We start from the raw sequence: 22,778 nt of genomic DNA, 5'->3' as shown, positions 1-22,778 counted from the left end.
GTCGCGGGCGGCTGCCCCCGGCGGATGCCCTGTCGGCTGTCGCGGACGGCCGTCAGGTCGCGCTGCGCTCGCTCGCCTCGCGCCGGTCCCGTTCCGTGCCGTCCGGCGGACCCGTCGTCCCCGTTCCGGGCCTGCCCTCGCGAAGGAGCCGGCGCCAGTGGTCACGGCTCCAGTCGGCCGGGGCCGTGGTGCGGGTGAACTCCTCGACGAGGGCGCGGAACCGGGCGGGGTCGCTGTGGAACGGGAAGTGACCGGCCCCCTCGAAGATCTCCAGCCGGCTGCCGGGCATCGCCTCGTGGGCGCCGTACGCGTGCCGCACGGGCACCACGCTGTCCCGGTCGCCCCACAGCAGCATCGTCGGCAGGCCGGCCGTCAGATAGCAGCGGTCGAGCATGGTCACGACCTGGCCACGCCAGTCGACGACCGCACGCAGGGTACGGATGAAGGCGTTGCGCGCGGTCGCGTCCGGCAGGGCGTCGACGAGGTGGAGCAGATCGGGGGCGTCCTGGCCGAGATCGGTGTCCAGCAGCCTCATCAGACCGACGGCGAGACCGACCTGGAAGCGTGCGCCCGGCAATCGCAGCGCGGACAGCGCCAGATGGGCGCCCGGCAGCGAGACCAGCCGCAGGGCCGGGTTGACCTCGCGGCCGACGCCGCCCGCGCTGACGAGGATCAGCCGTTCGGTGCGCTCGGGGAACTGGTACGCGAACTGCATCGCCACCCCCCCGCCCAGCGAATGCCCGACCAGGGTCGCCGACTCGATGCCGAGCGCGCTGAGCAGATCGCGCAGCCCGTTGGCGTACGCGGCCACCGAGTAGTCGGCGCGGGGCTTGTCCGAGGCCCCGTGGCCGAGAAGGTCCGGGGCGATGACCGTGTGGGTGCGGGCCAGGTCGGGGATCAGCTCGGTCCAGGTCCGCGAGGAGTCGCCGATACCGTGGACGAGGACCAGCGCGGGACCTTCCCCGGCCATGCGGAAGGCACGCCGGTAACCGTGCACGACCCGGTGGCGCAGCTCCAGTTCGGCGTCGCCGACCGGGCGCAGCCTGGTGGCGCGCGACGGGCGCCGCTGCGGGACATCGACCACCTGCTCGCCTCCTGTACCCGTGGCCCCGGCGAGCCGCCGAAAGCCCTTCTCCCCAGCGTAGAACCCCTTTCCACCAGGGGATTTCCAGGAGGTTTCAGCTCCGCTAAGCGGGCGAACGGAGGCCGGGTCGGACCGGATTGTCAGTGGTGGGCGGCAAGCTGGGGGGTGCGCCGCCGTATGGGGGCGTACGCGCCGTCGGGCGCGGGGGACACGACGCCGACACGGGGAGAGCCGACCGATGCCCACTGCCGTACTGACCGACCGCGAGCGCACCGCCGTCCAGGCCTACCTGCGGCTGCTGCACACCGTCCGTGCCGCCTTCGGCGACGAGGACGGCGGCGAGGACGCGGGCGCCTCCGGTGCGCCGCAGGACCGGCTGCCCCCGGTGGTGCCGCCGGCCGTCCTGGCCGAGGCCGAACAGGCCCTGGCCGCGGCGGGACTGGCGGGCAACGAGGAGGAGTTCTTCCGGCTCCTGCACACCTGGTACCCGGGCCGGTGATCCCCGGGGGCGGCCCGCCGCCTCAGGTGTGGTGCACGGTGACCGCCGTGGCCACCAGCCCTCGCCGCACGCTCCAGCGGCCGTCGAAGTGACCGAGCCGGTGGCCGCCGACCACCGGCCCGGGGACGAGCAGCCGGGCGCGGAAGACACCGTACGAGCCGTCGGCGGGACCGGTCGCGAAGGCGGCGGCCGGAAGGGAGGCGGAGGACGGAACGGGGGCGGAAGGCGGAACGGGGGCGGACGCCGGAACGGGGGCGGAAGGCGGGACGGGGGCGGAGGCCGGGGTGAGCTCGATGTCCGCCTCGCTGAAGTCCAGCCACTTGCGGGTGAGCGGGAACCACGCCTTGTAGACGGACTCCTTGGCACTGAACAGCAGCCGGTCCCAGTGCACCTCGGGACGGGCCTGGGCCAGCCGGCCGAGCCGCTCCGCCTCGGCCGGCAGGGCGATGGCGGCCAGGACGCCCTCGGGAAGCGGCTCGTGGGGTTCGGCGTCGATACCGAGAGAGGCCAGGTCGGCGGCCCGGACCAGGGCGGCCGCGCAGTAGCCCGCGCAGTGGGTCATGCTGCCCGTCAGCCCGTCCGGCCACTGCGGGGCGCCGCGCTCACCGGGCAGCACGGGCTGCGCGGGCACGCCGAGCTTCTCCATGGCGCGCCGGGCGCAGGAGCGTACGACGGTGAACTCACGGCGGCGCTTGGCGACCGCCCGCGCCACCAGCGCCTCCTCCTGCGGGAACAGCGGCGCGCTCCCGAACTCGCGGACGCCCTCCTCGCCGAAGGCCTCGACCGCCACGACCGACTCCGGCAAAAGCTCCTCGATCACCGGGCCCCGGCCTCTCCCGGCAGGATGCGGCGCAGCCGCCCCGGCGGCTGGGCCCGCTTGCGCCATTCGCGGGGGTAGCCCACCGACACCTCCTCGAAGCGGACGCCCTCGTGCCAGGTGGTCCGCGGGATGTGCAGATGGCCGTACACCATGGTCTCGATCCGGAACCTGCGGTGCCAGTCCGCCGTCAGCCCGGTGCCGCACCACATGGCGAACTCGGGGTGCCACAGCACGTCCATCGGGTGCCGGTGCAGGGGATAGTGGTTGACGGGGACGACGGGCAGGCCGTCGGGGATCTCGGCCAGCCGCCGTTCGGTCTCGGCGACCCGGGCCCGGCACCAGGCCTCGCGGCTGGGATACGGGTCGGGATGCAGCAGGTACTCGTCGTTGCACACGATGCCGGTGCCCTGGGCGTAGGCCAGCCCCTCCTCCTTGGTGGCACAGCCCGCCGGGAGGAACGAGTAGTCGTACAGCAGGAACAGCGGCGCGACGGCCACCGGGCCGCCGGGGCCCTCCCAGACCGGGTAGGGGTCCTCGGGCGTGGTGACCCCGAGGTCGCGGCAGACCTCGACGAGGTGCTCGTAGCGGGCGACCCCGCGCAGGGTGACCGGGTCGCTGGGATGCGTCCACAGCTCGTGGTTGCCGGGGGTCCAGACGACCCTGCGGAACCGGCCGGCGAGGGTCTTCAGGGCCCAGCGGATGTCCGCCACGTTCTCCGAGACGTCACCGGCGACCAGCAACCAGTCCTCGTCCGTCTCCGGGACCATCGCCTCGACCAGCGCGCGGTTCTCCGGATATCCGATGTGCAGATCGCTGACGGCCAGCAGCCGTCCGGCGCCGCCCGCCGTCGACGTCACGTTCCGCCCCCGCTCACGAGCCCACGCTCCGCATCCTCACGACTACACCGGTGTCACCACGAGAACACATTCACGCGTCCGGTACAAGGTCGGTCCGGGGCCCCCGCCACAAGGGGACCCGGCCCCACCTGCACCGGGAGCGCGCCCCCCTACCCGAACTCGCGCCTCACGTGAACAAGATCGGAAAATCCGTAACACGGGCGTTGCACGCCGCACCCCCGGGAAGCCGTATGATCGCCCCAACACCACCGCCATGGACGACCCTTCCGCAGGGCGGTTTGGTGACCCTCCAATCCCCCTGCCCGGGCCGGGCTCGCTTTGCCCTGCCCGCGAACCGTGAAAGGCGGCCTGCATGGTCTCTCGCGTACGCGTCTGGCTCAACCGCACGTACGCGGAGAACGTGTTCTTCACGGATCAGCTGCGACGAAATCCCAGCGACCGCGCGGTCGAGATCCACGCCACGCACGGTGACGCCGACTCCCCCGTGCTGGCCGCCGCCGACACCGCCGAGCTGGAGCCGGAGGGGCTCTCCCCGGCCGCGTACGTCGAGTACGCCCTCGCGCAGTGCAAGCGCCGCGGCATCGACGTGTTCGTGCCCCGGCTGCACCAGGCGGCCGTCGTGGCGCACCGGGCCGACTTCGACGCGGTCGGCACCGCCCTGCTCGCGCCGCCGCCGGAGGCCGTCGCCGTCTTCCACGACAAGGTGATCGCGTACGAGGCCGTCAAGGCGATCGGCGTGCCCGTGCCGCCGTGGTTCCGGGTCCGGACGGCGGACGAACTCGTCGCGGCCGTCGAGGAGTTGGAGGAGGCCGGGCACCGGGCGTGCTTCAAGCCGGCCTCCGGCGCGGGCGGGGTGGGCTTCCGGGTGATCACCCGCACCCCCTTCTCGCTGATGCACCTCAGCGGCTTCCCGACCCCGTACGTCCAGCTCGACATGGTCGTCGACGCGCTGACGCGGGCCGCGGAGCAGGGCGAGGAGCAGATCGACTGGCTGGTCATGCCGCGCCTGGAGCAGCCGGAGGTCTCCGTGGACTGCCTCACCGGCCCGGACAACATCCTGCGGATGGCCATCGGCCGGACGAAGAACGGCCGCCGCCGGGGCTTCACCCTGCACGAGCAGTGGCTGGAGCCCGCCCGGCTGATCGCCGAGGGGTTCGGCCTGCACTACCTGTCCAACATCCAGTTCCGGATGTTCGGCGACCGGCCCGTCCTCATGGACGTCAACACCCGGCCGGCCGGCGGACTTCACCAGCTCTCGCTGTGCGGCGTCAACGCCCCTTGGGCGGCGGTGCAGTTGGCGCTCGGCGAGGACCCGGGCGAGATCGTGCCGCCGTTCCTGGGGCAGGACTACACCGTGGTGTCGGGTCCGCGTCCGCTGCGCGCGGTCACGCTGCCGCACCAGCGGGTGGAGGAGAGCGCCGAGCCGCTGCTGCCGGCCGTGCCCGCGCCCGCCGATCCCGTCGAGGTGCCCACGGCGGGCGCCGCGCAGGCGCTGCCGCTCTAGTTCCCCCTCGTTCCCTCACCGGTATGGACCAATTCCGTCTCCCGCCTTGACAGGCGGATTGGTCCATACCAACTTTGTTGCGCACCTCCTTGCAGTCCCCTGCACTCCCGAACACCCCCATTCCTTCAGGGAGATCGCGTGCGCACCAGACCCCTCGGACGCCCCTGGCGTCGGTTCCTCGCCCTGCTCGGCACCGCCGGTCTCGCCCTCGCCGGGGCCGTGGCCCTGCCGGGCACCGCCCAGGCGGCCAACATCCTCACCAACCCCGGCCTCGAGTCGGGCTCCCTCTCGCCCTGGTCCTGCACCGGCAACCTCGGCTCCGTCGTCTCCTCCCCCACCCATGGCGGCTCCAAGGCCCTCGCGGGAGCGGTGAGTTCGAGCGACATCGCCAAGTGCAGCCAGAGCGTCGCCGTCCAACCGAACACCACGTACGCGCTGACCGGCTGGGTGCGCGGCTCCTACGTCTACCTCGGTGTCGACGGCGGCGCCTCCACCTGGACGTCGTCGCCGTCGGCGTACAGCCTGCTGTCGGTGTCCTTCACCACCGGGGCCTCGCAGACCAGCGCCACGATCTACACGCACGGCTGGTACGCCCAGGGCACCTACTACGCGGACGACATCAGCCTGGACGGACCCGGCGGCGGAGGCGGCTCGGACACCCAGGCGCCGACCACGCCCGGCGGGCTGACCTCGACCGGCAAGACGTCCTCCAGCGTGTCGCTGTCGTGGAACGCCTCTTCCGACAACGTCGGCGTCACGGGCTACGACGTGTACAGCGGGTCCGCCCGGGTGCTCACCGTCTCCGGTACGTCCGCGACGGTCAGCGGGCTGTCCGCGAGCACCGCGTACACCTTCACCGTGCGGGCCCGCGACGCGGCCGGGAACACCTCCGGGGCCTCCAACCCCGTGAGCGTCACGACGAACGCGGGCGGCGGGGGCGGGACCGGCTTCAAGCAGGCCGCCCCCTACCTGTTCGAGGGCTGGGGCGACCCGCCGGCGGTGTCGACGGTGATGAACTCGACCGGCATCAAGTGGTTCACGATGGCGTTCATGCTGGACGGCGGCGGGTGCAACCCGATGTGGGACAGCAGCCGGCCGCTGACCGGCGGGGTCGACCAGAGCGTCATCAACCAGGTCCGCTCCGCGGGCGGCGACATCGTCCCCTCGTTCGGCGGCTGGCAGGGCAGCAAGCTCGGCGCCAACTGCTCCTCGGCGAGCGCGCTGGCGGGCGCGCTCCAGAAGGTGATCGACGCCTACTCCCTCAAGGCGATCGACATGGACATCGAGAACACGGACGAGTTCGAGAACGAGGCCGTGCAGGCGCGGATCCTCACCGCCCTGAAGACGGTCAAGGCCAACAACCCCGGCCTGAAGACCATCGTCACCTTCGGGACGTCCACGACCGGGCCGACCTACTACGGCAACCGTCTCATCGAGCAGGCCAAGTCGCTCGGCGCCGACATCGACGTCTTCACCATCATGCCGTTCGACTTCGGCGGCGGTTCGGACATGTACGGCAACACCGTGAACGCGACGGAGGGGCTCAAGAACAAGCTGAAGTCGACCTTCGGCTGGGACGACGCGACCGCCTACGCCCATATCGGCATCTCCGGCATGAACGGCCTGTCGGACCAGCAGGAGAACACCACCCCGGCGATCTGGACCCAGATCCGTGACTGGGCCAACAGCCATCACATCGCCCGGCTCGCCTACTGGGCCGTCAACCGCGACCGGCCCTGCCCGGGCGGTGGCGTGGTGAGCAACTGCTCCGGCATCAGCCAGAGCACCTGGCAGTTCACCTCGATCACGGCCGGCTTCACCGGCTGAGCGTCCCGGAACACGAGCGGGAGTCCCCCGGACCGCGGTCCGGGGGACTTTTTCCGTGCAGGGTGTATCAGGAGCCGGGGGTCTCGCTCTTAAGAGTGAAGGGCCCCACGGGGGAGCAACCGGGGAAGCACGGGGCTCCAGGGGGAAGCACAGGGATCAACGGGGGAAGTGCCGGGAATCGACGGGGGATTCCCGGCGGTACGGGGGATCGGGTCGGTCGGCCGCTGTCACGGGGAGCGGCCGGCCGGCCCGAACCGCTGTGCTGCGCCGGCCGAACGGCCGCCCCGGCTCACCCGATCCCCCACCGGCCCCCGGCGGGGCGCGGGGTGACCGTGTCTCAGAAGCGTCCCGACCCCCGGTACAGCTCGAGTTCGCCGTCCAGTTCCAGGGCGAGGACGGTGGCGTGCGGGTCCAGGTCGGAGCCGGCCGGCGGGTCGATCCACAGCACACCGACCGCCTCGTGCAGTCCGCCGACGACACGGTGGCCGAGTTCCGTCCCGGTGCCCAGCACGGTGACCCTGCGGACCGGGGTGACCAGCCCCCGGACCCCGATCTCGGCACGCGGGATGTCGAACAGGGTGAGGTACAGGGTGCGGCCGTCGGCGGAGAGGGTGCTGGGCCCGTAGTGGTGCCCCGCCGGGAGCCCCCGCACCGTCCCGTACACGGCCTCCGCGTGCTTGCGGATCCACTCCCCCAGGCCTTCGAGGCGCTCGACCTGCGGCTGCGGGATGGTGCCGTCCTCCATCGGGCCCACGTCCAGCAGCAGGTTGCCCCCGCCGCCGATGGTCTCGGCGAAGCAGCGGATCAGCTGGGCGAGCGACTTGTGGTGCTGGTCGTGGTGCCGGTAGCCCCACGAGTCGTTGATGGTGAGGCACAACTCCCAGGGCCCGGCCGGGGGTTCGATGGGTGCCCCCTGTTCGGGGGTGGCGTAGTCGCCCTCGCTGAGCATGCGGGCGTTGAAGACGACGTCCGGGCAGTACGAGCGGATCAGCGCGGCGAGTTCCCTGATACGCCACTGCTCCTCGCTGCGGTCCCACTCACCGTCGAACCACATGAGGTCCGGCCGGTAGCGGGAGGCCAACTCCCGTATCTGACCGTCCCGGTAGGCGAGGAACCGCTCCCAGGCCGCCAGGTCCTCGTCCTCGGCGGAGCACTCGGAGTAGCGGTTGTCCTCCTGCTCCGGCGGTCGGCCCGGCTTGCGCGTGGTGGCGTAGTCCGGGTGGCTCCAGTCGGAGTGCGAGTAGTACAGCCCGACCTTGAGGCCCTTCTCGCGCAGGGCCTCGGCGTAGCCGGTGAGGTAGTCGCGGCCCAGATGGAGGTCCCCGTACGCGGTGTCCCACAGGGCGACGCCGTCGTGGTGGCGGCTGGTGAGGACGGCGTACCCGGCACCGGCGCGGGCGAACAGGTCGGCCCAGGCCCGCGGGTCGTATCGGGCGCCGGTGAAGCGGTCGAGCTGGGACATGTACCGGTCGTGGGGCACGATGTCGTCGTAGAACGACCAGGACTCCTGCACGCCGTCGACGGCGTAGATGCCCCAGTGGACGAATATCCCCAACTTGGCGTCGGTGAACCAGGGTTGCATGGGCACGAACGGTCTCTCCTCCGCAGAGCAGGGCACTTCAGGGCGAGGGCGGGCGCGCATCGGGCAGCGCGCCCGCCCCGGGGCCGCCGCTAGCGGCCGGTCGCGGCGCGCTCCAGACGGAGCGTCAGGATCTGGAACGGGCGCAGCGCGACGGCGACCGTGCCGTCCTCGCCGACGGCCGCGGTCTCCAGCGGCCGTTCCAGCAGGTCGGTCACCTGGGCCGTGGCGAGCGGGAAACCCGTGCGCAGGATGCCGGTGGCGCGGCCGCCGCGGGACTCGTAGAGCCGGACGACGACGTCCCCGGACTCGTCGTCGGCGAGCTTCACGGCCTCCACGGTGACTCCGGCGCCGTCCACCGAGACGACGGGCTCGGGGACGGTGTCCGCCGCGTCGGCCACGCGCAGCGGCAGATTGAGGGAGTAGCCCTCGGCGACGGCGTCCTCGATGCTCGCGCCGGGCAGCAGCGCGTAACTGAAGCGGTGCCGGCCCTGGTCCGCCTCGGGGTCCGGGATCCGCGGGGCGCGCACCAGGCTGAGGCGGACGGTGGTGGTCGTGCCGCCGTCCTCGCGGACCGTGCGGGAGACGTCGTGGCCGTAGGTGGAGTCGTTGATGACCGCGACGCCGTAGCCGGGCTCGCCGATGTGCACCCAGCGGTGGCCGGAGACCTCGAACCGGGCCGCCTCCCAGCTGGTGTTGGTGTGGGTGGGGCGCTGGATGTGGCCGAACTGGATCTCGGCGGAGGAGTGCGGCGCCCGGATGTCCACCGGGAAGGCCGCCTTCAGGATCTTCTCCGCCTCGTGCCAGTCGATGTCGGTCTCGAAGTCGACGCGGGGGCTGCCGGCGCGCAGTGTGATGGTCTGGGTGATCGTGGAGCCCTTGCCGAAGGAGCGCGTGACGCGGATCGCGCCGACGAGCGGGTCCTCCTCGACGACGGTCACCGCGTCGGGCTCCAGCAGGTCGGTGAACCGGTTCTGGTAGTGCTTGTCGATGTCCCAGGCGTCCCAGTAGTTCGGGAGGTCGGTGTGCAGACGCAGCAGGTTGCCCCGGTCGGCGAGGACCTCCCGGTCCGCCCGCAGATCGCGGACGGACGACAGCGTGCCGTCCTCCGCGACCTCGACGCGGACCAGCCCGTTGTCGAGGACCCGCCCGGAGACCGTCACCGGCCGCGGGGGTTCGGCGCCGGTCAGTGGCGCGCTGCCGCTCGCGGGCACCTCGACGTACGCCGGGGCGCCCTCGGGCGTGCGGACCACCTCGGCACGCGGGTAGGGGCTGGTGTTGAACACCCGGAGCGAGCCGCCCTGCCGCCCGCCGTCCTGCCGCCCGCCGCCCAGTGCGGCGACCGCCTCGGCCGTCAGCACCTCCAGTTCCCCGGCGACCCGGGCGTACTCGGCTTCGGCCTCGCGGTGCACCCAGGCGATCGAGGAGCCCGGCAGGATGTCGTGGAACTGGTGCAGCAGCACCGTCTTCCAGAGCCGGTCGAGCTTCGCGTACGGGTAGGCGTAGCCCGGCGCGTGCAGGGCGGCCGTCGTGGCCCACAGCTCCGCCTCGCGCAGCTTGTGTTCACTGCGGCGGTTGCCCTGCTTGGTGCGGGCCTGGGTGGTGTAGGTGGCCCGGTGCAGCTCCAGGTAGAGCTCGCCGACCCATACGGGGGCGTCCTGGTACTCCGCGCGGGCCTTGGCGAAGAAGGTGTCGGGGTGCTCGACGACGACCTTCGGGGAGCCCTCCAGGTCGGCCAGCCGGCGCGCCCGTTCCATGATCTCGCGGGTGGGGCCGCCACCGCCGTCGCCCCAGCCGAAGGGGGCGAGCGAACGCGTACCGCCGCCCTTCTCGGAGTAGTTGCGCACCGCGCGGTCCATCTCCTCGCCGCTGAACCGCGCGTTGTAGGTGTCGACCGGCGGGAAGTGCGTGAAGATGCGGGTGCCGTCGATGCCCTCCCACCAGAAGGTGTGGTGGGGGAACTTGTTCGTCTGGTTCCAGGAGATCTTCTGGGTGAGGAACCAGTCGTTCCCGGCGAGCTTGGCGAGCTGCGGGTAGGCGGCGTTGTAGCCGAAGGAGTCCGGCAGCCAGACGCCCTTGGTCTCGATGCCGAAGTGCTCGATGAAGAAGCGCTTGCCGTGCACGAGCTGGCGGGCGATGGCCTCGCCGCCGGGCAGGTTGCCGTCGGACTCGACCCACATGCCGCCGACCGGGGCCCACTGCCCCTTCTTCACCGACTCCTGGATGCGCGCCCACACCTGCGGGTAGTTGTCGCGCACCCACTCGTACTGCTGGGCCTGCGAGCAGGCGAAGATGAAGTCGTCGTACTCCTCGGCGAGCGAGGTGACGTTGGAGAAGGTGCGGGAGGTCTTCCGCTTCGTCTCACGGATCGGCCACAGCCAGGCGGAGTCGATGTGCGCGTGACCGACGCCGGAGATGGTGTGGGCGCTGGCGTGGGCGGGGCTGGCCAGCACCGGCGCGAGGACCTCGCGGACGGCCGCGGCGCTGCCGGAGACGTCGTCGAGGTCGAGGGCGTCCATCGCGCGGTCCAGGGCGTGCATGATCTCGTGCCGGCGCGGCTCGTGCTCGCCGAGGTGGACCATCAGTTCGCGCAGCACCTGGAGGTCGAGGTCCAGGTGCCAGACCTCCTCGTCGAGGACGGCGATGTCGGCGTGGCGGAAGGTGTACAGGGGGCGGTCGCCCGCCGTGAACACATCGCCCAGCGGGGTCGGGCCCGCGAAGTCGTTGGCCAGGATGTCGGGGTTGGAGGCCGCCTCGACCAGGTAGTCGATGGTCTCCCCGCCCGTCGCCGGGTTGCCGATCGGCACGTACTGGTTGAGCGGGTTGACCGCCTTCAGCGGCGTCCCGTCGGCGAGGTGGACGAGGGCCTCGGCCTGGTTGCCGGGCCAGTCGCCCACGAAGCCGAGGTCGATGACGGCCTCGACGCGCCGGCCGGCCCACTCGGCGGGCACCTGTCCGCGCATCCGGAACCAGGTGGTGCCCCAGGGCGGACCCCACGGGGTGTCCATCGCGAAGGGCTCGTAGACGGCGGCCGCGGCCTCCGCGAAGGGGACGGGCTCCCCCGGCGCCTGCCAGGCCTCGACCTCGAAGGGGACGCGGGCCGCGTAGATCGCGGGCTTGACGCGCTGGTGGTGGACGCGCTCGACGCGCTCCTCGATGCGGCGGCGTTCGTCATGCATGGGGAATCTCCAGAGAGGGACCACGAGGTGCGGGGAGGCCTGGGGCAGCCGGGGGACGAGCGGATCCGGAAGGAAGCGGGGAAAGCGCTTTCCCTCCGGGTGCTCACCTAAGGTACGCCAGCCCGGGATGGACGTCGGTGTAGCCCTCGACCAGCTTGCGGGCCACGTTCACCGAGTCGACCAGCGGATGCAGCGCGAACGCCTTCACGGCCGTCGTCCGGGAGCCGGACTCGGCGGCGGCCAGCACCTCGCGCTCGACGCCCTTCACCGCGCAGACCAGCCCGGTGGCGTGGTCGGGAAGCGGGGCCACGGCCACCGGATGGGCGCCGTTGGCGTCGACGAGGCAGGGCACCTCGATGACGGCGTCCGCGTCGAGCACCGAGAGGGTGCCCTGGTTGCGGACGTTGAGGATCAGGGTGGTGCGCTCATCCCGGGCGATGGCCCGCATCAGGGCGAGGGCCACCTTCTCGTAGCCGCCGGAGAGGTCGTCGGCGTCGCGCTCGCCCGCGCCGGCGGTCTCCCGGTTCTCGGCCATGTAGGTGGCCTCGCGCTCGGCGCGGGTGCGGTCCCAGGCGGTCAGGGCCGCGGCGTCGGGGCGCTTCATCTCCTCGTAGAAGCGGGCCTGCTGGTCGGCCAGGAAGGCGCCGCGGGTCTTCTCGACCTGCTGGTAGGCCCGTACGGCCTCCCGGTTGAAGTAGTAGTAGTGCAGGTACTCGTTGGGGATCGCGCCCAGGGACCGCAGCCAGTCGACGCCGAACAGCTTGCCCTCCTCGAAGGAACCGAGCAGGTCGGCGTCGGCGAGCAGCCGCGGGAGTTCGTCGCGGCCGGCGACCCGCAGCCCGCGGACCCAGCCGAGGTGGTTGAGACCGACGTAGTCGATCCACGCCTCCTTCGGGTCCGCGCCGAGCACCCGGGCGATCCGGCGGCCGAGCCCGACCGGCGAGTCGCAGATGCCGATCACCCGGTCGCCGAGGTGACGGGACATGGCCTCGGTGACCAGGCCCGCCGGGTTGGTGAAGTTGATGACCCAGGCGTCGGGCGCCAGCCGGGCCACCCGGCGGGCGATGTCGACGGCGACGGGGACCGTCCGCAGGCCGTAGGCGATGCCTCCCGCGCCGACCGTCTCCTGGCCGAGGACGCCCTCGGCCAGGGCCACCCGCTCGTCGTTCGCGCGGCCCTCGAGACCGCCGACGCGGATCGCGGAGAAGACGAAGTCGGCGCCGCGCAGGGCCTCGTCGAGGTCGGTGGTGGCGGTCACCCGGGGCGCGTCGGGGACGGCGGCCGCCTGCTCGTCCAGGACACGGGCGACCGCGTGGAGCCGGCTGTCGTCCAGATCGTGCAGGACCACTTCCGTGACCCGGCCCTCGGCGCGGTCCGTCAGCAGCGCCCCGTACACCAGCGGCACCCGGAACCCGCCGCCGCCCAGAATCGTGAGTTTCACGCTTGCACCTTTCCTGCCACGACCACCTCGACGCCCGCCTCCTCGAAGGAGGACCGGGTCGCCGGATCGACCGGCGTGTTCGTCACCACCACGTCCAGGTCCTCGGGACCGCAGACCTTCGCCATGCCCGTACCCGGGAACTTCTCCGAGTCGGCGAGCAGGACGACCTTGTCACCGGCCTTGATCATGGCCCGCTTCACCGGCACCTCGACCACCGTCGTGTCCATCACCTGCCCGCCCGGGCGCACTCCACTGGTCCCGAGGAACACCCAGTCGGCGTGCAACTGGCGCAGATTGTCCTCGGTGAGGAACCCGACCAGGGAGCGGTACTCACGGCGGACCATGCCGCCGAGCAGGACCAGCTCGATGCCCTCGTCGTCGGCGAGCTCCTCGTAGACCACGAGGTTGCTGGTGATGACCGTCAGCCGGCGGCCGTGCAGTTGCCGGGCCAGGCGGTAGGCGGTGGTGCCGATGTCGAGGAGGACCGACTGGCCGTCGGCGACCATGGCCGCCGCGTGGGCCGCTATGGCGTCCTTCTCGCCCACCCGCACCTCGGCGACCTCGGCGAAGGGCTGGTCGCCCTCCTCCGCGACGGCTCCGCCGTGCACCCGGGTGAGCAGGCCGTCCTCCTCCAGTTTCACCAGGTCACGCCGGATCGTGGCAGGGCTCACACCCAGCTGTTCGGAGAGATCGGTCACGGCCGCGGGACCACCGGAGCGCAGGGCCCGCAGGATGAGTTGATGTCGTCGTTCTGCCAGCACGGCGTGCACACTACTCGTCATCTTCAATCAAATCCATGCTCACTTCTGCTGAGGTATTGACCAAAGTCGCCGATGGGCGCACGATTCCGGTCACTGAATTGAAGAGATCTGACGAGCTCCCCCGACGGGACGAGCTCCCCCGGCGAGGAGGATGTGCGGTGGACGACGACCGGCCCGAGGTACTGCTCACCGGGCTGCTCTTCTACGACCTCGTCCTCACGGGGCTCGGCAGACCGCCGACGCCGGGCGAGGAGATCTGGACGGCCGGCATGGGCTGCGGCCCCGGCGGCATCGCCAACCTCGCGGTGGCCGCGTCCCGCCTCGGCCTGCGGACCTCGCTGGCCACGGTCTTCGGCGACGACTTCTACGGCGCCCACTGTCACCAGGTCCTGGCCGGTCAGGAGGGGGTCGACCTCGCCCTGTCCCGGGTGGCGGACGGCTGGCACACGCCGGTCACCGTCGCCCTCGCGCACGGTCACGACCGGGCCCTCGTCACCCACGGCCAGGAGCCGCCGTACTCGCAGGACGAGCTGATGGGCAACCCGCCCGAGGCGCGCACGGCCCTCGTACACCTCGAGGCCGAACCGCGCGCCTGGCTCGCCGAGGCGGCCGCGAACGGCACCCACATCTACGCCGACGTCGGCTGGGACCCCACCCAGCGGTGGTCCACCGACCTGCTCGACCAGCTCGCCCTGTGCCACGCCTTCCTGCCCAACGAGGCCGAGGCGATGGCGTACACCCGTACCGACAGCGCGCTCGCCGCGCTGGGCACGCTGGCCGAGCTGGTGCCGGTGGCCGTGGTCACCCGCGGCGCCGACGGGGCCATCGCGGTCGACCAGGAAAGCGGGGAGTACGCCGAGGTCCCGGCTCTTGACATCGATGTCCTGGACGCGACGGGCGCCGGTGACGTGTTCGGCGCGAGCTTCGTGGCGGCCTCGCTCGGCGGCTGGCCGCTGGTGGAACGGCTGCGGTTCGCCGTCCTCGCCGCCGGCCTCTCCGTACAGCACCACGGCGGAGCGCTGGCCGCCCCCGGCTGGTACGGCGTCGACCGCTGGTGGCGCTCGCTGCGCGACCCCGATCTCAGGCGGGCGTACGCCTTCCTCGCCGACCGCATCCCGGCGGACGTGGGTCCGCCCGTGCGGTACGCGCCGGTCACTCCGCCCGCCCCACGGCCCTGACCGAGCCCGTGCCCGTGTCCGTGTCCGGAAGTCGACCCCACCCATGCCCCTCGAAGTGCACCCCGTCTGCGAAGACGCGAACAGATCCGAAAGGCGGTGGGAGCCGTGCCGCTCTCACGTAGAGGCCTGCTCCGTGCGGGCCTGGCCGGTTCGGCCGCCACGGCGCTCGGCGGCCTGGCGTCCGGCTGTGCCGTTCCGACCGGTTCGACCGGCCGGAACATGGTCCTGTGGTACTGGGACGGAGGCCTGGGCGACACGGTCGTCAAGAACGCCCGGGCCCGCTACGACAGCTCGGTCGACCTCCAGGCCATCAAGATCGGCGGCTACTACCGGTCGAAGCTGATCACCACGATGGCCGGCCGCGCCCACATACCCGACATCGCGGGCCTGAAGGGCGAGGACATGGCGTCCTACCTGCCCAACGCCGACCAGTTCGTGGACCTGCGCACCCTCGGCGCGCGGAAGTACGAGTCGCGGTACCTGCCCTGGAAGTGGGAGCAGGGCATCGCGGACGACGGCCGGATGGTCGGCTTCCCGATCGACTGCGGGCCGGTGGCGCACTTCTACCAGTACGCCGTCTTCCGCGAGGCGGGCCTGCCCTTCGAGCCCGCCGACGTGTCGAGGGAACTCGACACCTGGGAGAAGTTCTTCGCGGCGGGCGAGCGGCTGCGGCAGCGGATCCCGGGGACCTTCCTGCTCACCGACATCAACAGCGTCTTCGAGAACGTGGTCCAGCAGGGCAGCGCGCGGTACGTCGACAAGGACCGGCACTTCATCGGCGACCAGGAGCATGTGCGCCACGCCTGGGCGCTCGCCGTGGAGGCCAAGCAGCGCAAGATCGTGTCCAACCTGGTCACCGGCACCCCGGACCAGCTGTCGGCGGTCGAGGACGGCAAGCTGCCGAGCCAGCTGGGCGCCTCCTGGGCCACCGGCGACCTCAAGAACGGCGTGCCCAGGACCAAGGGCCGATGGCGGGTGGCCGACATGCCCGTCCGGCCGTCCAACAACGGCGGCTCCTTCCTGTCGGTCACCAAGGCCTGCCGGGAGCCCGAGCGGGCGTTCCGGATCATCAGCTGGATGCTCGACGCGGAGAACCAGGCGCAGGGGTTCGTGGACGCGGGGCTCTTTCCCTCGACGCCCGCCTCGTACGGCCTGAAGCAGGTGCGCGAGCCGGACGAGTTCTTCGGCGGCCAGGTCACGATGGACGTCTTCGGTCCGGCCGCGCAGAAGATCGTGGTCGCCTACAACAGCCCGTTCGACGTCGCGCTCGGGCAGCCCGTCAAGGACGAGATCAAGAACGTCGGCGTCCTCGGCAAGGACCCGGAGCAGGCCTGGAGTGATGCCATGAGCAAGTGCCGACGCATCGCGAAGCACCTGGGGGTGAGCTACTGATGGCCACCCTCCCCGCAGTGGAGAAGCCCCCGGCGGTCGTGGCGGAGGTCCACGTCGCCCGGCCCCGGACCGGCTTCAGGAAGTACTGGCACCTCTACGCCGCGATCTCCCCGTTCTACCTGCTCTTCCTCTGCTTCGGCCTCGTCCCCGTCGGCTTCTCGCTCTACCTGTCCTTCCACCGCTGGGACGGCCTCGGCTCGATGGAGTGGGCGGGGCTGTCGCAGTACCAGTACCTGGTGACCGACTCCGAGTTCTGGAGCTCGATCGGGACCACGATCGTCATCTGGGCGATGGCCACCTTCCCCATGATCTTCCTGGCGATGGTGACGGCGGTGATGCTCAACTCGGCGGTCCGTTTCAAGAACCTCTACCGCGTCGCCTACTTCCTGCCGAACGTCACCTCCGTCGTGGCGATCGCGATCATCTTCGGCTCGGTGTTCTCCACCAACTTCGGTCTGGTGAACGCGTTCCTCCAGGCCATCGGCTTCGACCAGATCGCCTGGCTGAACACCCCCTGGGGCATCAAGATCGCCATCGCGACGCTGATGACCTGGCAGTGGACCGGCTACAACGCGATCATCTTCCTCGCCGGCCTCCAGACCGTCCCGGGCGAGCTGTACGAGGCGGCGCGCATGGACGGCGCCGGCCCGGTGCAGACCTTCTTCCGGATCACGCTGCCGATGATGCGGCCGGTACTGCTGTTCGCGCTCGTCGTCTCCACGGTCACCGGTCTCCAGAGTTTCTCCGAACCCCAGGTCCTGCTCCAGAACACCTCGAACGACTCGACGTTCTCGGGTGGCCCGGGCCACGCCGGCCGGACGATGGTCCTCTACTTCTTCCAGCAGACCTTCGACAACAACGACTTCGGCTACGGCGCGGCCGTGGCGTGGGGCATCTTCCTCGTCGTCGTCCTCTTCTCGATCATCAACTGGCGGCTGGTGCAGCGCCGGGGCGAAGAATAGGGAGGCCCGCACACCATGGCATCCACCCACGAAACACGGCGCACCAAGGGGATCGACGGTTCCCGTCGCAGGGGCATCGGGCTGCACGCCGCCCTGGTCGCCGGTGTCCTGCTCTCGGCCTTCCCGTTCTACTGGGCCGTGATCATGTCGACGCACACGTCGTCGGAGATCTTCTCCTACCCGCCGAAACTGCTGCCGGGCACGCACTTCGCGGAGAACGTCCGCAGCCTCTTCGACACCGTCGATTTCTTCGGATCGATGTTCAACTCGCTGCTGGTGGCGTGTTCGGTGACCTTCCTGGTCCTGTTCTTCGACTCGCTGGCCGCCTTCGTCTTCGCCAAGTTCGCTTTTCCGGGCAAGCGGCTGCTGTTCGTCCTGCTCATGTTCATCTTCATGGTCCCGGCGCAGCTCCAGGCGATCCCCCAGTTCGTCATCATGGCGAAGCTCGGCTGGATCGGCTCGATGACCGCCCTGATCGTGCCGGCCGCCGCCAACGCGTTCGGAATCTTCTGGATGCGCCAGTACATGAAGGGCGCGATCCACGACGAACTCCTCGACGCCTCCCGCATCGACGGCGCGAACTTCCTGCGCCAGTACTGGCACGTAGCCCTCCCCGTGGTGCGGCCCGGCCTGGCGTTCCTGGGTATCTTCACCTTCATGGGCCAGTGGAACGACTACGCCTGGCCCCTGATCGCCCTCACCGACCCGGACAACGTGACCCTCCAGGTCGCGCTGTCACAGCTCAACGGCACTCACGGAACGACGGATTACGGAATGGTCATGACCGGCGCACTGCTCGCCCTCCTACCCTTGCTGATCGTGTTCGCGATCGGCGCCCGCCAGATGATCGGCGACCTCGCGAAGGGAGCGATCAAGTGACGGATCCGCTGCTGACGCTCCGCCCCTGGGAGGCACCCGAGGTGACCTCGTGGGGACGGCTGCCCATGAACGCCGTCGACCGGCGCTCCGGAGCACACTCCCTGGACGGCGACTGGCGTTTCCGGTTGCTGCCCGCTCCGGACGCGCCGGTCGACGGTGCCTGGTCGAGGGCGGCCGTGCCCGGCGTGTGGACCATGCAGACCATCGAGGGCGCCGACGACCTGCCGCAGTACCTGAACATCCGCATGCCGTTCGCGGAGTTCCCGCCGCTGTCGCCCGCCGACAATCCGACGGGTGTGTACGAGCGGGAGATCGACGTCCCCGCCGAGTGGGCCGGGCGCCGCGTCGTGCTCCAGGTCGGGGCCGCCGAGAGCGTGCTGCTGGTGCATGTGGACGGGCGGCCGGTCGGCATCTCCAAGGACTCGCATCTGGCGGCCGAGTTCGATCTGTCGGGCGTGGTGCGCCCGGGTGGCCGTTCCGTGCTGCGGCTGACGGTCGTCAAGTGGTCGGACGCCTCGCACATCGAGGACCAGGACCACTGGTGGCATGCCGGGATCACCCGCTCGGTCCTGCTCTACGCGACCGACCCGCTGCGACTGGCGGACGTGACCGTGCGGGCCGCGCGGGACGGCGAACTGCGGGTCGACTGCCAGGTGCGGAACTCGGCCGGGGCACTGCCCGCGGGCTGGTACGTCAGCGGGGAACTGGACGGGCTTCCGCTGGCGCAGGACGCGGAGTTCGACCTCGCCAACACCGAGGAGGAGCGCGTGTCCGCCTTCCTCGGCGAGGCACGGCTGCGCGCGCGGGTGCCCGAGGTGCGCACCTGGACGGCCGAGACGCCCGAGCTGTACGGCCTGACGGTCCGGCTGCACCGCGCCGACGGCAGCGTCGCCGACGCCTCCCGCCACCGGATCGGCTTCCGCGACGTGACCATCGTCGGCCGGGATCTGCTGGTCAACGGCGAGCGGGTGTTCATCCGCGGGGTGAACCGGCACGACTTCCACCCCCTGACGGGGCGGACCGTGTCGTACGACGACATGCGCGCCGACCTGGTGCTGCTGAAGCGGTTCGGCTTCAACGCGATCCGTACCGCCCACTACCCGAACGACCCCACGCTGTACGACCTCGCCGACGAACTCGGCTTCTACGTCGTCGACGAGGCGGACATCGAGTCCCACGACCACGCGCACGAGATCGCCGACGACCCGCGTTATCTGAACGCCTTCGTCGACCGGGTCTCGCGGATGGTGCTGCGGGACAAGAACCACCCGTCGGTCATCATCTGGTCGCTGGGCAACGAGTCGGACTACGGCGCCAACCACGACGCCGCCGCGGGCTGGGTGCGCCGGCACGACCCGACCCGGCCGCTTCAGTACGAGGGGGCCGCCAAGACCGGCTGGGCCGACCCGGAGGTGGCCTCCGACATCGCCTGCCCGATGTACGCGCCCCTGGAGGACTGCGTGGCGCACGCGCTGTCCGGGCAGCAGACCAAGCCGCTCATCCAGTGCGAGTACTCCCACGCGATGGGCAACAGCAACGGCACGCTGGCCGACCACTGGGCCGCCATCGAGGCCACCCCGGGTCTTCAGGGCGGGTTCATCTGGGAGTTCTGGGACCACGGCATCCTCCAGCGTGTGAACGACGGAAAACCGGTCGGGCCCGGGGGCGCCGGACTCTATGACAACGCTGTCACCGCGCCCGGCCACCGCTGGGCGTACGGCGGCGACTTCGGCGAGAAGGACCACGACGGCGCGTTCATCGCGGACGGCGTCGTCTTCCCGGACCGCACCCCGAAGCCGGTGATGTACGAGCACCGGGAACTCTCCGCGCCGGTACGGCTCCAGGCCGCCGGGCCGGACGGGGCGACGGTCTCCAACCACCAGCACTTCCGCGGCCTGGAGTGGCTCGCGGGCGAGTGGGAACTGGCACTCGCCGACGGCACCCGGCTCACCGCGCCGGCCGAGCTGCCCGACCTGGCGCCCGGCGGTACGGCCGTGGTGCCGCTGCCGTTCACGGTGCCGGACGACGGCGGCGAGGCGTGGCTGACCCTGCGGGTGACCACGGCACAGGACGGGCCGTGGGCCGCTCGCGGCACCGAGGTCTGTACGCCGCAGGTGCGACTGCGGGCGCCGGTGCCGGTCGAGGACCCGGTGGGTCCCGGCCGTGTCGAGATCGACGCCGACGGCCTCCTCGTCCACCCCCTGCTGACCTCCGCGCCCGTCCTGTCGCTGTGGCGGGCGCCCACCGACAACGACGAGCTGGGCGGCATGGCGCTGCGCTGGCGGACATGGGGCCTGGACGCCCTCGTGCGCAGGCTGGTGTCCGTGCACCAGGAGGGTGACGGGGTCACCGTGCTGGCCGAGTACGCCGGCACCACCGGCGTCGTCCGGCACCGGCAGGTCTTCACCCCGGTGGAGGGCGGCATCCGGATCGACGAACAGGCCGAGCTGCCCGAGGAGTTCGACGACGTGGCGCGCGTCGGCTCGGTCTTCGAGACGGTGGCGGGCCCGGACCGGCTGGACTGGTTCGGACAGGGCCCCTGGGAGTCGTACCCGGACCGGAGCGCGGGTGCGCCGGTCGGCCATCACCACGCCCCGGTCGACGCGTTGTTCACCCCGTACCTGCGCCCGCAGGAGAGCGGTGGCCGGCACGGTGTACGGCGCTTCACGCTCTCCGCGCCGGACGCCACGGGCCTGTCCGTCACGCTGGACGAGCCGCGCCAGGTCTCCGTCACGCGGTACCGCGCCGAGGATCTGACGGCCGTCACCCACCACGACGAACTCGTCCCGCGCGAGGGCTGTGTGGTGCACCTCGACGCGGCGCACCGCGGCCTCGGCACGGCGTCGTGCGGCCCCGACACCTTCCCCTCCTACCTGGTCGCACCGGGTGTCCACCGCTGGAGCTGGACCCTGCGCGTCCTTTGAACCCCCGTTCTCGGCAACGGGCTCACCCACGGAGCACACGTGTGCACTTCGCATGCCCCCGACCCGGGCGAGGCCGCGCCGGCCGGCGCCGGGAGGCGCGGTTTCCTCCGGGCGACCGCGCTGCTCGGCGCGGCCGCCACGGCCGCTCTCGCGCTGCCGGCCACGGCGGAGGCGGCCGCCACCGAGGCGTCCGCCGCCTGGCGCCCGGATCCCGGCAGCCGCCGTTTCACGCTCGCCGTCATGCCCGACACGCAGTACCTCTTCGACGGCCCGAGCATCGACGGGGCGCCGGTCGAGGCGTCCCTGCGCTACCTCCTCGATCGAGGCCGGCACGAGAACCTCGTGTTCCTGTCCCACCTGGGCGACCTCACCCAGAACGGGGCGAAGGACGAAGTCACCGCGATCGGTGAGGCGTTCGGGCTGCTCGACCGGCACGGCGTCGGGTACAGCGTGCTGGCCGGCAACCACGACGTGAAGTCGTCGACGACCGACCAGCGCGGCCCGACCCCGTACCTTGACGCCTTCGGTCCGCGGCGTTTCAGGGGCAAGCCCACCTTCGGCGGAGCCTCACCCGACGGTTACAACACCTTCCACCTGTTCCGGGCGGGCGGCCGGGCGTGGATGGTGCTCGCGCTGGACTGGCGGCTGTCGGAGCAGGGGTACGCCTGGGCGGCGGGTGTCCTCGCCCGGCACCCGAGGACCCCGGTCGTTCTGACCACGCACGAGCTGGTCGCCGGGGACGACACCCTGTCGGCGTACGGCGGCCGACTGTGGGAGCGGCTGATCGAGGGCCACGACCAGATCTTCCTCACCCTGAACGGGCACTACTGGCCCGCCGGCCGGGCGACCCGCCGGAACGCGGCCGGACATGACGTCCAACTGCATCTGACGAACTATCAGAATCGATACTTCGGCGGCGCTGCGATGATCCGCCTCTACCGCTTCGACCTCGACCGGAACGTCATCGACGTGGAGACGGTCTCCCCGTGGATCCTCGGCCGGGCCGCCGCGGGGCTCAACGAGCTGGAGCGACAGGAGATCGAACTCAGCGGCGACGCCGACCGGTTCACGGTCGACATCGACTTCGCCGAGCGCTTCGCGGGTTTCGACCCGGTGCCCGCGCGTGCCGCCCGCCCCCCGTCGAAGGTGCTGGTGCGCGACACGGTCGCCTACTGGCGCTTCGACGGCCACGAAGACGGCACGGCGGTCGACGGCACCGTCCGCGACCTGTCCGGACGCGGAAACGACCTCGCCCTCGTCACGGTGGGCGGCGGCACCCTGACCTGGTCGTCCGACCACCACCCGGACCAACCCGGGCACGGCAGCCTGGAGTTCCGGGGGTACAGGTCACCGCTGAAGGGCGCCTACCTGCGCACGGTCGACGGCGCCCCGCTCAACTCGGCTACTTTCCGCGACGGTTACACCATCGAGGCGTTCTACCGGCTCCCCGCCGACTGGGACCCCGCGCACCACGCCTGGTCGGGACTGGTCAGCCGGACCGGCACGGGCGGCGCCGCGGGCAGGACCGGCGACGACCCCGACGAGCCGCTCGCCACCCTCTCCCTGTCCGATGACCGGGAACCGCAGTGGGCGGTGCGTCCGCTGAACCAGCAGGGCATCGCCACCAACTGGGGCCAGGAGACCCCGCTGGAGACCTGGTGGCACCTCGCGGTCGTCAACGACGGCAGGCACACCACGCTGTACGTCGAGGGCTGCCCGGTGGTGCGCAACCCCACGGCGGTGTCCGTAGGCATCACGTCCGTCGGGCTGCCGTGGCTGCTCGGCGGCTACGAGTACGGCGGACGGATCGACCAGATCCTGCACGGCCGCCTCGGCGACGTCCGGATCGTCGCGCGGGCGCTGCCCGTCACCTCCTTCCTGAACCACTGACC

16 protein-coding genes are annotated in these 22,778 nt (G+C 71.4%); 9 read left to right on the top strand and 7 right to left on the bottom strand.

The genetic code is table 11. The features are described 5' to 3' along the window. Positions 1–52: 52 nt before the first annotated feature. Entirely contained in the window at positions 53–1,084 is a 1,032-nt protein-coding gene (locus AOQ37_RS12525) for an alpha/beta fold hydrolase (protein WP_062644222.1), read from the bottom strand. 238 nt (positions 1,085–1,322) lie between these two features. Between AOQ37_RS12525 and AOQ37_RS12520 the strand changes: the two genes are divergently transcribed. Continuing rightward, a complete protein-coding gene (locus AOQ37_RS12520; protein WP_062644220.1) occupies positions 1,323–1,583 on the top strand; it encodes a hypothetical protein in 261 nt (86 codons plus the stop codon). 22 nt (positions 1,584–1,605) lie between these two features. On the opposite strand, the gene AOQ37_RS12515 is transcribed toward AOQ37_RS12520, so the two are convergent. Then, on the bottom strand, positions 1,606–2,403 hold the full coding sequence (locus tag AOQ37_RS12515; protein WP_062644218.1) for a 4'-phosphopantetheinyl transferase family protein: 798 nt from the start codon (positions 2,401–2,403) through the stop codon (positions 1,606–1,608). Further along, on the bottom strand, positions 2,400–3,260 hold the full coding sequence (locus AOQ37_RS12510; RefSeq protein ID WP_062644216.1) for a metallophosphoesterase family protein: 861 nt from the start codon (positions 3,258–3,260) through the stop codon (positions 2,400–2,402). The genes AOQ37_RS12515 and AOQ37_RS12510 overlap by 4 nt, the downstream gene beginning before the upstream one ends. A 352-nt stretch (positions 3,261–3,612) precedes the next feature. On the opposite strand from AOQ37_RS12510, the gene AOQ37_RS12505 reads away from it, so the two are divergent. Both AOQ37_RS12505 and AOQ37_RS12500 read left to right on the top strand, forming a co-directional pair. Further along, positions 3,613–4,764, top strand: coding sequence for an ATP-grasp domain-containing protein (locus AOQ37_RS12505; RefSeq protein WP_062644214.1), 1,152 nt, complete (start codon positions 3,613–3,615; stop codon positions 4,762–4,764). Positions 4,765–4,902: 138 nt separating this feature from the next. Further along, positions 4,903–6,591 carry a fibronectin type III domain-containing protein gene (locus AOQ37_RS12500; protein WP_062644212.1) on the top strand — a complete coding sequence of 563 codons (1,689 nt, stop codon included), beginning with the start codon at positions 4,903–4,905 and terminating at the stop codon, positions 6,589–6,591. 337 nt (positions 6,592–6,928) lie between these two features. Here the strand turns inward: AOQ37_RS12500 and AOQ37_RS12495 are convergent, their stop codons facing one another. The 4 genes from AOQ37_RS12495 to AOQ37_RS12480 form a co-directional block, all read right to left on the bottom strand. After that, the gene (locus AOQ37_RS12495; protein WP_199824986.1) at positions 6,929–8,179 is read right to left on the bottom strand and encodes an alpha-L-fucosidase; all 1,251 of its coding nucleotides are present in this window, start codon (positions 8,177–8,179) and stop codon (positions 6,929–6,931) included. An 83-nt stretch (positions 8,180–8,262) separates the two neighbouring features. After that, positions 8,263–11,349, bottom strand: coding sequence for an alpha-mannosidase (locus tag AOQ37_RS12490; RefSeq protein WP_062644209.1), 3,087 nt, complete (start codon positions 11,347–11,349; stop codon positions 8,263–8,265). Positions 11,350–11,452: 103 nt separating this feature from the next. Further along, positions 11,453–12,790 carry a 6-phospho-beta-glucosidase gene (locus AOQ37_RS12485; protein WP_062644207.1) on the bottom strand — a complete coding sequence of 446 codons (1,338 nt, stop codon included), beginning with the start codon at positions 12,788–12,790 and terminating at the stop codon, positions 11,453–11,455. Then, on the bottom strand, positions 12,787–13,551 hold the full coding sequence (locus tag AOQ37_RS12480; RefSeq protein ID WP_062644506.1) for a DeoR/GlpR family DNA-binding transcription regulator: 765 nt from the start codon (positions 13,549–13,551) through the stop codon (positions 12,787–12,789). Before AOQ37_RS12480 ends, AOQ37_RS12485 begins: the two co-directional genes overlap by 4 nt. A 158-nt stretch (positions 13,552–13,709) precedes the next feature. Between AOQ37_RS12480 and AOQ37_RS12475 the strand changes: the two genes are divergently transcribed. The 6 genes from AOQ37_RS12475 (at position 13,710) to AOQ37_RS12450 (ending at position 22,776) form a co-directional block, all read left to right on the top strand. Beyond that, the gene (locus tag AOQ37_RS12475) at positions 13,710–14,729 is read left to right on the top strand and encodes a carbohydrate kinase family protein (protein WP_062644205.1); all 1,020 of its coding nucleotides are present in this window, start codon (positions 13,710–13,712) and stop codon (positions 14,727–14,729) included. A 105-nt stretch (positions 14,730–14,834) separates the two neighbouring features. Further along, the gene (locus AOQ37_RS12470) at positions 14,835–16,121 is read left to right on the top strand and encodes an ABC transporter substrate-binding protein (protein ID WP_062644203.1); all 1,287 of its coding nucleotides are present in this window, start codon (positions 14,835–14,837) and stop codon (positions 16,119–16,121) included. Beyond that, on the top strand, positions 16,121–17,083 hold the full coding sequence (locus AOQ37_RS12465) for a carbohydrate ABC transporter permease (protein ID WP_062644201.1): 963 nt from the start codon (positions 16,121–16,123) through the stop codon (positions 17,081–17,083). The genes AOQ37_RS12470 and AOQ37_RS12465 overlap by 1 nt, the downstream gene beginning before the upstream one ends. A 15-nt stretch (positions 17,084–17,098) precedes the next feature. Continuing rightward, on the top strand, positions 17,099–17,962 hold the full coding sequence (locus tag AOQ37_RS12460) for a carbohydrate ABC transporter permease (protein ID WP_062644200.1): 864 nt from the start codon (positions 17,099–17,101) through the stop codon (positions 17,960–17,962). Next, entirely contained in the window at positions 17,959–20,886 is a 2,928-nt protein-coding gene (locus tag AOQ37_RS12455; protein WP_062644198.1) for a glycoside hydrolase family 2 TIM barrel-domain containing protein, read from the top strand. The genes AOQ37_RS12460 and AOQ37_RS12455 overlap by 4 nt, the downstream gene beginning before the upstream one ends. Before the next feature lie 39 nt (positions 20,887–20,925). Then, a complete protein-coding gene (locus AOQ37_RS12450; RefSeq protein WP_062644196.1) occupies positions 20,926–22,776 on the top strand; it encodes a LamG-like jellyroll fold domain-containing protein in 1,851 nt (616 codons plus the stop codon). Positions 22,777–22,778: the final 2 nt, after the last annotated feature.

This window comes from Streptomyces maremycinicus (assembly GCF_001184025.1).
Lineage (GTDB): Bacteria > Actinomycetota > Actinomycetes > Streptomycetales > Streptomycetaceae > Streptomyces > Streptomyces maremycinicus.
This window is presented reverse-complemented; position numbering and strand designations above follow the sequence as displayed.

What these genes read in the sequence shown, in the direction of transcription:
- AOQ37_RS12520 (WP_062644220.1), top strand. Translation starts at nt 1,323, where the DNA reads ATGCCCACTGCCGTACTGACCGACCGCGAGCGCACCGCCGTCCAGGCC.
- AOQ37_RS12505 (WP_062644214.1), top strand. Translation starts at nt 3,613, where the DNA reads ATGGTCTCTCGCGTACGCGTCTGGCTCAACCGCACGTACGCGGAGAAC.
- AOQ37_RS12490 (WP_062644209.1), bottom strand. Translation starts at nt 11,349, where the DNA reads ATGCATGACGAACGCCGCCGCATCGAGGAGCGCGTCGAGCGCGTCCAC.
- AOQ37_RS12465 (WP_062644201.1), top strand. Translation starts at nt 16,121, where the DNA reads ATGGCCACCCTCCCCGCAGTGGAGAAGCCCCCGGCGGTCGTGGCGGAG.
- AOQ37_RS12460 (WP_062644200.1), top strand. Translation starts at nt 17,099, where the DNA reads ATGGCATCCACCCACGAAACACGGCGCACCAAGGGGATCGACGGTTCC.